15 protein-coding genes are annotated in these 12585 nt (G+C 54.6%); 10 read left to right on the forward strand and 5 right to left on the reverse strand.

What is annotated here, in order from left to right; translation table 11 throughout:
- Window positions 1-14 precede the first annotated feature (14 nt).
- The 8 genes from J5069_RS02520 to J5069_RS02555 all read left to right on the forward strand — a co-directional run bounded on the left by J5069_RS02520 (window position 15) and on the right by J5069_RS02555 (window position 6983).
- Window positions 15-536: a phage major tail tube protein gene (locus J5069_RS02520; RefSeq protein WP_264642367.1), complete on the forward strand. Its 522-nt coding sequence runs from the start codon at window positions 15-17 to the stop codon at window positions 534-536.
- A gap of 59 nt (window positions 537-595) precedes the next feature.
- Window positions 596-892, forward strand: a complete 297-nt coding sequence (locus J5069_RS02525) for a phage tail assembly protein (RefSeq protein ID WP_264642368.1) — start codon at window positions 596-598, stop codon at window positions 890-892.
- Between the two features lie 14 nt (window positions 893-906).
- On the forward strand, window positions 907-1026 hold the full coding sequence (locus J5069_RS02530) for a GpE family phage tail protein (protein WP_264642369.1): 120 nt from the start codon (window positions 907-909) through the stop codon (window positions 1024-1026).
- Window positions 1019-3844: a phage tail tape measure protein gene (locus J5069_RS02535; protein ID WP_264642370.1), complete on the forward strand. Its 2826-nt coding sequence runs from the start codon at window positions 1019-1021 to the stop codon at window positions 3842-3844. The genes J5069_RS02530 and J5069_RS02535 overlap by 8 nt, the downstream gene beginning before the upstream one ends.
- Before the next feature lie 2 nt (window positions 3845-3846).
- A complete protein-coding gene (locus J5069_RS02540; RefSeq protein ID WP_264642371.1) occupies window positions 3847-4332 on the forward strand; it encodes a phage tail protein in 486 nt (161 codons plus the stop codon).
- Window positions 4329-5486 carry a phage late control D family protein gene (locus tag J5069_RS02545; RefSeq protein WP_264642372.1) on the forward strand — a complete coding sequence of 386 codons (1158 nt, stop codon included), beginning with the start codon at window positions 4329-4331 and terminating at the stop codon, window positions 5484-5486. The genes J5069_RS02540 and J5069_RS02545 overlap by 4 nt, the downstream gene beginning before the upstream one ends.
- An 83-nt stretch (window positions 5487-5569) precedes the next feature.
- Entirely contained in the window at window positions 5570-5788 is a 219-nt protein-coding gene (locus tag J5069_RS02550; RefSeq protein WP_264642373.1) for a DNA-binding transcriptional regulator, read from the forward strand.
- A 139-nt stretch (window positions 5789-5927) separates the two neighbouring features.
- Window positions 5928-6983, forward strand: coding sequence for a tyrosine-type recombinase/integrase (locus J5069_RS02555; protein WP_264642374.1), 1056 nt, complete (start codon window positions 5928-5930; stop codon window positions 6981-6983).
- Window positions 6984-7297: 314 nt separating this feature from the next.
- Here the strand turns inward: J5069_RS02555 and J5069_RS02560 are convergent, their stop codons facing one another.
- Complete coding sequence (locus tag J5069_RS02560) at window positions 7298-7642, reverse strand: YebY family protein (protein ID WP_264642375.1); 345 nt, start codon at window positions 7640-7642, stop codon at window positions 7298-7300.
- Between the two features lie 217 nt (window positions 7643-7859).
- On the opposite strand from J5069_RS02560, the gene J5069_RS02565 reads away from it, so the two are divergent.
- Window positions 7860-8549, forward strand: a complete 690-nt coding sequence (locus J5069_RS02565) for a DJ-1/PfpI family protein (protein ID WP_264642376.1) — start codon at window positions 7860-7862, stop codon at window positions 8547-8549.
- Window positions 8550-8596: 47 nt separating this feature from the next.
- Here the strand turns inward: J5069_RS02565 and J5069_RS02570 are convergent, their stop codons facing one another.
- Together J5069_RS02570 and J5069_RS02575 are read right to left on the reverse strand one after the other, a co-directional pair.
- Window positions 8597-8770, reverse strand: coding sequence for a hypothetical protein (locus tag J5069_RS02570; protein WP_222160882.1), 174 nt, complete (start codon window positions 8768-8770; stop codon window positions 8597-8599).
- 168 nt (window positions 8771-8938) lie between these two features.
- Window positions 8939-9274: a hypothetical protein gene (locus J5069_RS02575; RefSeq protein WP_264642377.1), complete on the reverse strand. Its 336-nt coding sequence runs from the start codon at window positions 9272-9274 to the stop codon at window positions 8939-8941.
- A gap of 396 nt (window positions 9275-9670) precedes the next feature.
- Between J5069_RS02575 and J5069_RS02580 the strand changes: the two genes are divergently transcribed.
- Window positions 9671-10735, forward strand: a complete 1065-nt coding sequence (locus tag J5069_RS02580) for a malate/lactate/ureidoglycolate dehydrogenase (RefSeq protein ID WP_264642378.1) — start codon at window positions 9671-9673, stop codon at window positions 10733-10735.
- 39 nt (window positions 10736-10774) lie between these two features.
- Here J5069_RS02580 and J5069_RS02585 read toward each other — a convergent pair whose 3' ends face one another.
- Entirely contained in the window at window positions 10775-10966 is a 192-nt protein-coding gene (locus tag J5069_RS02585) for a YebW family protein (RefSeq protein WP_264642379.1), read from the reverse strand.
- Between the two features lie 74 nt (window positions 10967-11040).
- Entirely contained in the window at window positions 11041-12519 is a 1479-nt protein-coding gene (gene rsmF, locus J5069_RS02590; RefSeq protein ID WP_264642380.1) for a 16S rRNA (cytosine(1407)-C(5))-methyltransferase RsmF, read from the reverse strand.
- Window positions 12520-12585 lie beyond the last annotated feature (66 nt).

The following is a 12585-nucleotide window of genomic DNA, read 5'->3' on the forward strand; positions in this document are numbered from 1 at the left end:
GGAGCCGCAACGCTATGGCACTGCCTCGCAAACTTAAATTTATGAACCTGTTCAATGACGGGATGAGCTACATGGGGATAGCCACCGCCGTCACGCTGCCAAAGCTGACGCGCAAGCTGGAGAACTATCGCGGCGGCGGCATGAACGGTGCCGCGCCGATTGATTTCGGGCTGGATGATGATGCGTTAGCCATGGAGTTTACGCTGGGCGGTCTGGCTGATGAAACCCTGTGGAGCCAGTACGCCGCGCCGGGTGCCGATGCAGTCATGCTGCGCTTTACCGGGTCTTACCAGCGCGATGACACCGGGGAGATCGTTGCGGTCGAAGTGGTAACGCGTGGGCGTCACAAAGAAATCGACGGCGGCGAGAGTAAGCCGGGGGAAGACACCGAAACCAAGATTTCGACCCCATGCACCTATTACAAGCTGACCGTGGACGGCAAAGAGATGATCGAGATTGACATCATCAACATGATTGAACGTGTTAATGGCGTTGATCGTCTGGAGCAACACCGCCGGGCGATTGGTCTGGTGTAACCCTGTGCGGCCAGCACGGTGCTGGCCGTCTTTCTTCACCCTGAACACAGAGAATTATCATGAATCAACACGACAACGTTGTAACGCTGGAAATCCCAATTAAACGCGGTGACACCCTGATCGAAACGGTCACGCTGATTAAACCCAACACCGGCACCCTGCGTGGTGTGAGTCTGGCAGCGGTAGCAAACTCAGACGTCGACGCGATGATTAAAGTGCTGCCGCGTATGACGGTGCCGGCACTGACCGAGGCCGAAATCACCCGCATGGAACTGCCGGACATGATTGCCATCGCGGGCAAGGTGATCGGTTTTTTGACGCCGAAATCGACGCAGGAAACCTCCTTCGAAGCCTGACCGTCGATGACCTGATGGCGGATATTGCGGTGATCTTTCACTGGCCGCCCTCAGAAATGTACGCGATGAGCCTTACCGAATTGATTCTATGGCGCGACAAAGCGCTGAAACGCAGCGGACATGCCAATGAGTAATAATCTACAGCTCAGTGTTTTGCTCAAGGCGGTGGATAATGCCACCCGACCGTTTAAGGCGGTGCAAACCGCCAGTAAAAAACTGTCGGGGGATATCCGCGACTCACAGGGCCAGCTTAAAACCCTGAACGCGCAGGCCGGGCGCATTGAGGGCTTTCGTAAAGCCAAAAGCCAGTTAAGCGAAACCGGGGCGGCACTCAAACAGGCGCAGGCCAAAGCCGCAGCCCTGTCGGCGGAACTGCGCAACAGCGAAAATCCCACCAAACAACAGGTAAAGGCGCTGGCGAATGCGAAACGTCAGGCGGCCACGCTCAAAACCGAATACGGTGAGCTGCGCCAGTCGCTACAGCGTCAGCGCGAAGCGTTGCAACAGGCGGGTATCAGCACGCGCAGCCTGTCCGGCCATGAGCGTAAATTACGCAACGATATTTCCCAAACCACCGCCACGCTGGATCAGCAGCGTGCCGCCCTTGCGCGCGTCAGAAAGCAACAGGAAAAGCTGAACGCGGTCAGTCAGCGCTACGAGAAAGGCAAAGCCATCACCGCCGGGGTACGCAACGGCGGCGCGGCGGCGTTTGGTCTCGGCTCGGCGGCGTTGTATGCCGAAAGCCGCCTGATTGCTCCCGCCGTTGAGGCCAACGGGCAAGGCGCACGCATCGCCGCGCAGACGGGCGGGAACAGCGCCGACGGCGAACAGTACACCCGCGTTATCAAAGAGATTAACGCCGCTGGCGTCAGTGGCGATCTCAATCAAATCGCGGAGGCAGTCGCCGCGGTGCGCAGCACATTGGGCGCGCTGGGGAATGTGGGCGAAACCGAACTGACCCGCATATCGCGTAAAGCGCTGGATATGCAGGCGGCACTCGGTGGCGACGCCGCCGAAAGTATCCAGATAGCGGCCATCATGATGAAAAACGGCCTCGCCAAAAACAGCGATGAGGCGTTTGATTTGATGGTGTCCGGGATGCAGCGCGTCTCCGCACAGATGCGCGGCGAACTGCCGGAGATCCTGCACGAGTATTCGACCCACTTTCGCAATATGGGATTCAGCGGCTCGGAAGCGATGACGCTGTTATTGGAGATGGCACAGCAGGGCAAATTTGCGCTGGACAAGACCGGCGATGCGGTGAAGGAATTCAGCATTCGCGGCTCGGACATGTCCAAGTCAAGCATTGAAGCCTATGACGCCGCCGGGCTCAATGCCGCCAAAATGTCTACCGCCATTGCCAGCGGTGGCGATAAAGCGCGTGCCGCCATGCAGAAAACCGCACAGGGTCTGCTGAAAATCAAAGATCCGGCAGAACGGGCCAACGCGGCGATTGCGCTGTTTGGTACACCGATTGAAGACCTGTCGATAGACCAGATACCTAAATTCCTGTCGGCACTGGCCGGAACCAAAGACAAGCTGGGTGACGTTTCCGGGGCGGCTGACCGCATGGGCGATACCCTGCGCGATAATCTGCAAGGGGATATCGGGCGGCTGCAAGGCGCAATGGCTGGCCTGCGTTTTAACCTGTTCAATGACGACGGCGGGGCATTGCGTAAGCTCACGCAAAGTGCGACGGCATGGCTTAACCGGGTGAATGAATGGGTGACGGCTAACCCTGTACTGACACGGCAGATTGTCATGCTCGGTGGGGCAGCAACCGCGTTAATCACGGTGCTCGGCGGGATCGGTCTGGTTGCATGGCCGGTGTTAAGCGGGGTTAATGCGCTGGTTGCCGGGGCGGGATTGCTGAATGCCGGATTCAGGTTTGCCGGAACGCAGGGCGTGACCTCACTGAATGGGGGATTACAGCGGCTCGGCGGTGTTTTTACGTGGCTGGCAAAATCGCCGCTGATGCTGTTACGCGCGGGCATGTCGGGGTTAACGTCCGTATTCGCGGCGGTCAGCAATCCGTTAGCCGTTATCCAAGGCGCATTGTCAGGCTTTGGCCGGGTACTCATGGGGTTAGTGACCTCGCCCTTGTCGCTGTTGCGCACCGGGATCATGTTTATCGGCAGCGCGTTAGGTGTGCTGTTATCCCCGGTCGGGCTGGCTGTTGCGGCAATGGTCAGCGGTGCAGTGCTTATCTGGAAATACTGGGAGCCTATCAAAGCCTTTATTGGCGGCGTGGTTGAGGGATTTGTTGCCGCCAGTGCGCCGATTATTGCGGCTTTTGAACCGCTGCAACCGGCCTTTACATGGATAGGCGACAAGGTAAAAGCCCTGTTTGGCTGGTTCGGTGATTTGCTGGCCCCGGTGAAATCGACCGCTGCCGAGCTGGACGGTGCAGCCAGCGTGGGGAAACGCTTTGGTGAAACGCTGGCTAACGGGCTCAATGCCGTGATGCATCCACTGGACTCGTTGCGATCCGGTGTGTCGTGGCTGCTGGAAAAGCTCGGGCTGGTTGATGAGAAATCGAAAAACCTGCCGGGCGCGGATAAGCTCATGCCGCCGCAAGAGGCCGCAGCCTTAAACGCGGGGGTTATCAACGCGCCTGCCCCGCAAGGCAATGACGCAAGAGCGATTGCCGCCCGATACAGCGGCGGAGGCACCCAGCAAGGCGTGACAGCGTCGGCCAACGTTCCCCCTCGTCAGGATACTGCCGCTATGGCGTCCGCAACGATGAATATGTCAGCTTATCGCCCGATAGCGCCCACGGCTCAGGCCAGCGCCGCGCCATCCCCCGTCAGCATTCATGCGCCGATCAGTATTGTGGCGCAGCCCGGCCAGAGCGAGCAGGACATTGCACAGGAAGTGGCGCGCCAGCTTGAGCAGCGGGAACGCTCGGCGCGATCGCGCGCATTCAGTCAATACAGTTATCAGGGAGGTTGATCATGATGCTCACGCTCGGGCTGTTTGTGTTCCAGCTCCAGACCCTGCCTTACCAGAACATGCAGCGCAACGTGGAATACCGTTGGCCGTCAAACAGCCGCGTCGGCCAGCGCCCGGCGTTGCAGTTCTTAGGCATTGAAGAGGAAAAAATTACCCTGTCGGGCGAACTGTTGCCGGAAATCACCGGCGGTACGCTGTCATTATTGATGCTGGAAACCATGGCCGATCAAGGGCGCGCATGGCCGCTGATTGAGGGCAGCGGCACCATTTACGGTGTGTTTGTGGTGAACAGTATCAGCCAGACAAAAACCGACTTTTTCCCCGATGGGCGCGCCCGGCGCATTGAATTTACCGTGATGCTGACCCGCGTAGACTCGTCGCTGTCGGCCATGCTGGGCGATTTACGCCAACAGGCTGAGGGCTTGATCGGCAGCGCCGGAGCCCTTGCCAATAAGGCACAATCCACCATCGGGGGATTATTCGCATGATTAACCCGTTAACTGTGCGTGCAGGCAGTAAGACCGCCCCCGCTTACCTGCTGCGCCTGAATGAGCAGGACATTACCACCATCATTAGCCCACGCCTGCTATCGCTGAACCTGACCGACAACCGGGGCTTTGAGGCCGACCAACTCGATATCGAGCTGGACGACAGCGACGGGCAGGTACAGTTACCCCGACGGGGCGCGGTGTTGTCGGTGTTTTTAGGCTGGCAGGGAGAAGCGCTGATCGGCAAAGGCGATTTTACCGTGGACGAAATCGAACACCGGGGCGCACCGGACACAGTGACTATCCGGGCGCGCAGCGCGGATTTTCGCGGGTCGCTTAACTCGCGCCGGGAATTGTCGTACCACGACACCACGCTGGGGGCAATTGTGGCGCAGGTGGCAACGCGTAATAACCTTGTGCCGATGCTGGCCGACGGGTTCGCCGGGATAAAAATCCCGCATATCGACCAGACGCAGGAAACCGATGCGGTATTTATTACCCGGCTGGCCGAGCGCAACGGCGCGATTGCCGCCATCAAAGCCGGGCGTTTGCTGTTTATCCGCCCCGGAACGGGAAAGACGGCCAGCGGTAAACCCATCCCGCAACAGGTAATTGAACGCAGTGACGGCGATCGTCACAGTTTTAGCCTGGCTGACCGGGGAGCTTATACAGGGGTGACGGCAAGCTGGCTGCACACCAAAGAACCAAAGCCTGCGAAGCCTAAAACGGTGAAGGTAAAACGCCAAAAAAAGGTGTTGCTGCATCAGGGGCCACAACCAGAAAAGACGCACCCTAAAGCCAAAAAAGCTAAAAAGGTGCCGGAAGCCCGTGAGGGAGATTATATGGTCGGCACGGATGAAAATGTGCTGGCACTGACCACGGTATTTTCCACCAAGGCACAAGCCATGCGAGCCGCGCAGGCGAAATGGGACAAATTACAGCGCGGTGTCGCTGAGTTCTCTATTGCACTGGCGATGGGACGCGCTGACCTGTTCCCGGAAACCCCGGTTCAGGTTAGCGGCTTTAAGCAGGTGATCGATGAGCAGCCGTGGACAATATCAAAAGTGACGCATGCCCTCAGCAATGGCGGCTATACCACGCAGTTAGAGCTGGAAGTGTTGTTGTCTGATGCTGAGTTAGAAGTTGAAGAGTAGATTCAATTTCGAATTTTTATTTTCAAATGCAAACTCGATGATAGAATAATAACCACTGAATGCCCTATTGAGGTGACAACATTATGATGCACTGCCCATTGTGCCTGCATGCAGCACATGCCAGATCCAGCCGTTACCTGAGCACCAAAACCAAAGAACGCTATCACCAGTGCACCAACATCAATTGCGGCTGCACGTTTAAGTCACTGGAGACCATCGCCGATATGATTATGACGCCGGGAGATGTAAAACCTGTGCCGCCACATCCTACCCGCTCAAATCAGGGTACGCTCTGGATATAGTTGTTTCGCTGCGCTTCACTCTATTTTCCCACCACCCGGTGGGTTTTTCATATTCCACTTGTTTGAATTTATGACGAATAAACATTTATACTGTTTAAATGTACAGTTATGTTGTATGTATTTGTTTTGGATTCGAGCAATGAGTATCAGGAAACTCCCTACAGGAAAATGGTTATTTGAGTATTACCCTAATGGTCGGGACGGCAAGCGCGTTAGAAAGCAGTTCACCACCAAAGGAGAGGCGGTAGCCTATGAGCAGTACATGGAGAAACAGGCCAAGGCAAAACCTTGGTTAGGAGAGCAGGAAGACCGCAGGAAACTTAGTGAGTTGATCGATCTCTGGTACAAGCTCCATGGCTGCTCGCTTAATGATAAAAAGGGTCGCTTAGGTAAATTGAAAATTATATGCGGCGGGTTAGGTGATCCCGTTGCGGTAACCTTGACAGCAAAAGATTGGGCACATTACCGGGATTTGCGATTGCAAGGAGCAATAGATAACGGCTATAGCACCAGTCTGGAAACGCGAAAAGTCTCAACCGGTACAATCAACTGTGAACATGCGTTTTTACGCGCTGTATTTAATGAGCTAAAAAGGCTAGGGGAGTGGAGCTTACCCAACCCATTAGAGAATATCCGCGAGTTTGACCAACCAGAACGTGAAATGGCCTGGCTGACGCCGCAGCAAATTACACGCCTTTTGGCTGCTTGTATTAAACATGGCAATGAAGAACTAATGCTCATTGTTCGGGTGTGTCTTTCGACCGGGGCGCGCTGGAATGAAGTAGCAAAACTCAAGGCTTCTCAACTCTCACCTTATAAAATTACCTTCATCAATACCAAAGGTAAAAAGAATCGGACAGTCCCCATTTCACAGTCACTTTATCAAGAGTTAATCGAACGCGAGGGCAAGCCATTTGAACCCTGTTATAAGCAGTTCTATCGGGTGATAAGGTTGGCCGGTATTGATTTGCCTGAAGGGCAAATGACCCATGTGTTACGCCACACGTTCGCCAGCCATTTTATGATGAACGGCGGCAACATCATCGTATTGCAGCGCATTCTGGGTCATTCAGATATCCGCATTACCATGCGCTACGCCCATTTTGCTCCCGACCACTTGGAAGACGCGATCCACCTAAACCCGTTAGCTAAAGTCAGTGGCGACAAAATGGCGGCAGAGAGTGTAAAAGGGTGATATGGGGTAGAACTGAATAGAGAATAAGTGCTTGATTTAAATCTAACTCATTGTATTTAAATGAGAACCAAAAAAAGACCGAATACGATTCCTGTATTCGGTCTAGGGAAATGGCTCTTGGGAGAGAGCCTTGCGCTAAAAGTTGGCATTTGTGCAAGCTGAATCAGCCTTGCACTTTAAAGCGTAGCCAACTTCTCACTGATTACCAGTGTTGCAGCGGAGTTCGTTTCATAACTGGAACAGCTTTCACACCGCTGGGTAACGTAATATTATCCATGCATTAACATGTGGCTGAAATGTGGTCAGTTTTTAAATCACCCAGCGACACAAAGTTGTTCACCGCGTTCGATGAAAGGCTGTAAATCTTTCTTCTTGCCCGGTGCATCGGGGTCGTCCAGCCAGATGACATCAATCGGTTGCGCATTCACCTGGCCATTTTTCATCTGGGCCTGTGCAGCCGCGTTAAGCGGATATTGCATCAGCGTTCCGGTGTTTAACGCAAAAACAGCCTTACCAGAGCGGCAAATCAACTGGACCTCTTCACGAGTGAACGCCCAACGCTCGCCATATTGCTGACGGCTTAACGTCACCAACTGGGCGGCGGCAACGGCATCGGTGCCAAGCGTGGCAAGGGTAAGCGCTAAAATGATCTTTTTCATCGTGGTATCTCTGTGCTAAGCCGATAACGTGGCAAAATTACCTATCGTTAATCAGCGAGTTACATAAATGAATCTGAACGCGATCATAAGGGCTGCGCGCGGTGAAGTCGAGTCATGGATACCATCGGCATGGCTGTTCTCGTTGATATTCTGATTGAATCCCCGATAAAAACCTGCGCATGCTAAGCAACATCACCTAATCACAGAGGACGTTGTCATGGCTGATTCTCCTGTACTTTCCATAGGTTTTCTCCTTTTTCCCGGTGTAACCCAATTAGATTTGACTGGGCCTTACGAAGTATTGGTGCGTGCGCCGGGTGCTCAGGTGCACTTGATCTGGAAACAGATTGCACCGGTGACCTCCGATCGCGGTCTGGCTATCCTGCCTACCGTCACCCTTGAGGAATGTCCGGCGTTAGATGTGATTTGTGTGCCGGGTGGGCCGGGACAGATTGATCTGATGGAAGATGATGAGGTGCTAAACTTTCTGCGTCAAAAAGCGAAGGAAGTAAAACTGGTTACCTCGGTCTGCACCGGATCGCTGGTGTTGGGGGCTGCGGGTTTACTGCAAGGCTATAAGGCAACCACCCACTGGGGCTCGCTCGATCAATTGGCGCTGCTGGGGGCTCAACCGGTTGAGGCGCGTGTCGTGCACGACGGCAACCGTATCAGTGGTGCTGGCGTGACCTCTGGGATCGATTTCGCACTAACCGTGGTGGCAGGGCTGTACGGCGAGGCGGTTGCGCAGGAGATTCAGTTACAACTGGAGTACGATCCCGCGCCGCCATTCAATTCGGGTTCTCCGCGATCGGCTGCGCCAGAGCTGCTTCAGGCGGTGCGTCTCAAGCAGGCCGCGTTTATTGAAAAACGCAGGCAAGCAACGCAACGCGCTGCGGCAAAATTATAGATCTTTCACCTCAGGGCGGCAAAGCGCCCGGAGGTTCATCCTATCAACTATCCGCGCCCACCGTGCCCGCCATAGCCGGGGCCGCCTCCACCGCCACCCGGACCCATCGGCCCTTGCATTGGGCCACCGCCGCCATGTCCGCCACCGGGACCTGGCCATATGCATCCGCTTAAGGATGTGGTGATGACAATCGCCATTAATACGCAGAGCATTTTTTTCATGATTCACCTCTCAGTAGACGGAGGGATTTTGCGTGGCGGTCATACAAAGCGGAATAGGGCTAAGGCGGATTTTCGATTTTTTAACGCTTGGTAAATATCTGGATACGTCTTACCAGACATTACAGAATTCTACGAGAAGAGGAGCGATGCCATCACCGCCGTTTGCGGTTATTGGCATTGGTAAATGGTGTACTCGTTTTTTTGCGGATCGATAATGCAGAATCGGTTACCGGAAAGGCGCTGTGCCAGATAGCCTTCTTTGGTGACAGCAGAAGGCACATAGCGTGAGCTGTCAGCCGAGTGTAACAGACCGCTTTCAATGCGTTGTTTGGACATCAACACGCTAAACGCCACGGTGTTATCGACAATCACGGCAGAAGTCATGCCAATCGGATGACCCGGCAGCGTTTTCACTTCACCCTGACAGTTCATGCCTTGTGGCGAGGAGCAACCCGCGGTAAGCAACAGCAGGAGCGATAGAGGTATTACAGCGCAGTAGTTCATGGCGATCCTTGAATGATCACGGCGTACTCTTCCTATTATAGCGCAGTCAGGCACGGGGCTGAGGGCGCGAATCGTGCTGCTAACACTAGACCATGGTTTTGATCTTGATTAACGCAATAGTGCGCCAGGCGCGATGAGGCATTTAATCCCTGCGCTTTCAGCGGTAGGATAATGAGGCAAACACAATAATCATCTATACCCGTCATACTTCAAGTTGCAGATGCGTTGGCTGCGTTCGCTCACCCGAATCACTTACTTGTGTAAGCTCATCGGGATTCACTCACTTGCCGCCTTCCTGCAACTCGAATTATTTAGGGTATATAACTCCCTCTTTTTCATGATATTAGAAAATCTGATATCTGAAGTCGGAAGGGAAATAATCAAGGAAATTGTCCTATGCTAATCTCCGAGCGTCAGCTTCGAGACGTTACGCGCCTTTTATTGCAAAAGGCAGGCTCACAGGCTGATGAGGCACGCTGTGTTTCCGATCATCTGGTGAATGCCAACCTCAAAGGCCATGATAGTCACGGTGTCGGAATGCTGCCGCACTATGTGGCGTTTATCGCTAAAGGCATCATGCATCCGAATACGCCGGTGCGTTTATTGCGTGACGGTGGCGCGGTATTGCAGTTTATCGGCGATCGCGGCTTTGGTCAGCGCACTGGCAAAGAAGCGATGGAGCAGGCGATTGCCAGAGCAAAAACCACCGGCGTGTGCCTGATGACGCTGGCTTCCACGTGCCACCTCGGGCGGATTGGTACCTACGGTGAAATGGCGGCAGAGGCGGGGATGGTGGCGATTCATTTTGTCAACGTGAACGATTTGGATCCGATTGTGGCACCCTGGTGCGGCCGTGAGGCGCGTTTTGGCACCAACCCCATCTGTATTGCCTTTCCCAAAAGCGACCATAACGCCCCGTTTGTGCTCGATTTTGCCACCAGCATTGTGGCGTTGGGGAAAACCCGTGTCGCCTATCTGGCTGGCAAGACGTTTGATGAAGAGGTGATGCTTGATAGTCAGGGCGTTTCTACCAACGATCCCAAAGTGATGTGGGAAGCTGAAAAACAGGGCGCGCTGAAACCCATTGCGCGCCATAAAGGCGGGGGGCTGGTGCTGGCGGCAGAGATGCTGGCGGGGCTGCTTTCCGGTGGCGGTACTATTCAGCCGGAAAACGAGCGCAAAGGGGCGATCATGAATAACATGACCACGATTATTATCGACCCGGCGGCGATGGTATCGATGGACTGGCTGCAAAAAGAGTATGACGCCATGCTGGATTACGTGCGCACCTGCCCGGCGGCGGATGCTGAACAGCCGGTGCTGATTGCTGGTGAACCGGAACGTATTGCTTACGCGCAGCGTCAGGCTAACGGGATAACGCTGTCCGATCAGGAGTGGGCCAATATCGTTGCTGCGGGCGTGTCATTAGGGATGACGGAGCAGGCGTTTGCTGTCATTTGATGCCCGTATCATGGCGCGTATGCCTGTTATGCATACGCGTCAAAACTCGGCGCGTTCATGGGCCGGGATCCAGTAACCGTCGATAAAATCCTCTATCGGAAAACATCCCCCACGGCGTAAATGCTGCTCATCCATCGCACTCAGGCATTGTGCTTCGTTAAGATAGGCATCAACGACCAGATTTTCACAGCCTTGACCGAGATAACAGATAAAGACAACCAGTGCGTACATAGGCGTTTACCCTCCCAGACAGTGGCAGTAGCCCTAGCGAGAGTGTAGATGAAAATGAGGCACTGGTGGGGCAACTATCCCTGTTTAACGAGCTGGTTGCAGGCTCCATCACGCACCAGTTCGCGCGGAAGGTTGTTTTTTATACGGCTGCCGATGCGTTTGGTTAACCCGACAGGCGTGTGTTGATAGGTAAGCACCATTTCATCGCAAGTGGGGAGATCGTCTGGATAACTGTCGCGACCCTGATACCATTCACAAGCCAGTGCGTCGCTGAGTGCATAAGCGTGCGCTGCCTGCGTGTCCGCCAGCGCAACAATAGCCTCATGTTGCCAGCGAAAACCTTTGGCATAGCGTTCCGCCAGTTTGAGACCGATGCGCGAGAAGCGTATCTTGCCAAACAGCGCACTGAGTGCGGTGGGAAACAGCCAGATCTCATTATCCCGCTGCCAGAGCTGTTGCTGCTCTGGGTCCCAGATCAGGCCTGCCTGATTGGCCGAAAGCGTCACCGCTTGTCTGTCTTTGCCGGTTAATGGCGTGAAGGGAAACTTACCCACGTTAAAACGCGGTGCGGGCAACGGGGCGATGGCCGCGGTTTTGCGCAACCGCGCGACAAAGAAGCCTTCACTGTCGTAAATTTGCGGGAATACGTGAAGATACCCTTCTTCGGTGAGCGCATCTTGCGCGCCGGGAAAGAGGTCACCTAAGGCGTCAATCGCGCAAGCTTCTGGGAACGCATCAAGCAGATGCTGACACACCTGCTGGTTTTCCTGTGCGTTGAGCGTACAGGTTGAGTAAATCAGCACGCCGCCGGGCTTTAACGCATGAAACGCGCTGAGGATCAGTTCCTTTTGGGTCTGCGCCAGCTCCGTCGTACTTTCCGGTGACCAGTGGCGCATTGCATCAGGGTCTTTGCGCACCACCCCTTCGCCGGAACACGGGGCATCCAGCAGGATGGCGTCGAACATTTCAGGCAGGGCAGCGCCAAACACCCGGCCATCGAAGTGCGTCAGCGCGGTATTGTGTACCCCGCAGCGACTGATGTTGGCATGCAGCACCTTGACCCGGCTGGCTGAGTATTCGTTAGCGACGATACCGCCGTTATTGCCCAGGTGTGCGGCAATTTGTGTGGTTTTCGAACCCGGCGCAGCGGCGACATCCAGCACCAATGGCGAGGGGGTTGCCTCATGGGATAATAAGGACGTTTCCTGCGCGTAAAACAATGCGCTGACCGGCAGCATTGAGCTGGATTCCTGCAAATAAAACAGTCCGCTCAAATGACCCACCGTGTTGCCCAATCGCAACTGCGTTTCATCAGGGCTGACCACCCAAAATCCTTCTTTACACCAAGGGATGGGCGCCAATTGCCAGCCCCAATCCGCCGCCAGTGCCGAAAAGTCATCCACGCTAATCTTCAACGTGTTGACGCGCAGACTGCGCCTTAACGGGCGCTGGCAGGCAGCAATGAATTCATCAAGGGACAAGTGCGCGGGCATGATGTCTTGAATTGCCTCGAGAAACGCGGAGGGCAAAGAAGGAGAGAGGGGTTTCACCACGGTGGTAATATCTCGTTACAATAGCAGGAAAATATGAATCAGATTCTGATAGTGTAACACGGCACG

Source organism: Candidatus Symbiopectobacterium sp. NZEC127, assembly GCF_025962675.1.
In the GTDB taxonomy this organism is placed as follows: domain Bacteria; phylum Pseudomonadota; class Gammaproteobacteria; order Enterobacterales; family Enterobacteriaceae; genus Symbiopectobacterium.

Excerpts from the sequence above, each read along its gene's own strand:
- J5069_RS02540 (WP_264642371.1), top strand. The coding sequence starts at position 3,847 with ATGATGCTCACGCTCGGGCTGTTTGTGTTCCAGCTCCAGACCCTGCCT.
- J5069_RS02580 (WP_264642378.1), top strand. The coding sequence starts at position 9,671 with ATGCTAATCTCCGAGCGTCAGCTTCGAGACGTTACGCGCCTTTTATTG.
- J5069_RS02585 (WP_264642379.1), bottom strand. The coding sequence starts at position 10,966 with ATGTACGCACTGGTTGTCTTTATCTGTTATCTCGGTCAAGGCTGTGAA.
- J5069_RS02545 (WP_264642372.1), top strand. The coding sequence starts at position 4,329 with ATGATTAACCCGTTAACTGTGCGTGCAGGCAGTAAGACCGCCCCCGCT.
- J5069_RS02570 (WP_222160882.1), bottom strand. The coding sequence starts at position 8,770 with ATGAAAAAAATGCTCTGCGTATTAATGGCGATTGTCATCACCACATCC.
- J5069_RS02565 (WP_264642376.1), top strand. The coding sequence starts at position 7,860 with ATGGCTGATTCTCCTGTACTTTCCATAGGTTTTCTCCTTTTTCCCGGT.
- J5069_RS02535 (WP_264642370.1), top strand. The coding sequence starts at position 1,019 with ATGAGTAATAATCTACAGCTCAGTGTTTTGCTCAAGGCGGTGGATAAT.
- J5069_RS02555 (WP_264642374.1), top strand. The coding sequence starts at position 5,928 with ATGAGTATCAGGAAACTCCCTACAGGAAAATGGTTATTTGAGTATTAC.
- J5069_RS02560 (WP_264642375.1), bottom strand. The coding sequence starts at position 7,642 with ATGAAAAAGATCATTTTAGCGCTTACCCTTGCCACGCTTGGCACCGAT.
- J5069_RS02520 (WP_264642367.1), top strand. The coding sequence starts at position 15 with ATGGCACTGCCTCGCAAACTTAAATTTATGAACCTGTTCAATGACGGG.
- J5069_RS02530 (WP_264642369.1), top strand. The coding sequence starts at position 907 with ATGGCGGATATTGCGGTGATCTTTCACTGGCCGCCCTCAGAAATGTAC.
- J5069_RS02550 (WP_264642373.1), top strand. The coding sequence starts at position 5,570 with ATGATGCACTGCCCATTGTGCCTGCATGCAGCACATGCCAGATCCAGC.
- J5069_RS02575 (WP_264642377.1), bottom strand. The coding sequence starts at position 9,274 with ATGAACTACTGCGCTGTAATACCTCTATCGCTCCTGCTGTTGCTTACC.
- J5069_RS02525 (WP_264642368.1), top strand. The coding sequence starts at position 596 with ATGAATCAACACGACAACGTTGTAACGCTGGAAATCCCAATTAAACGC.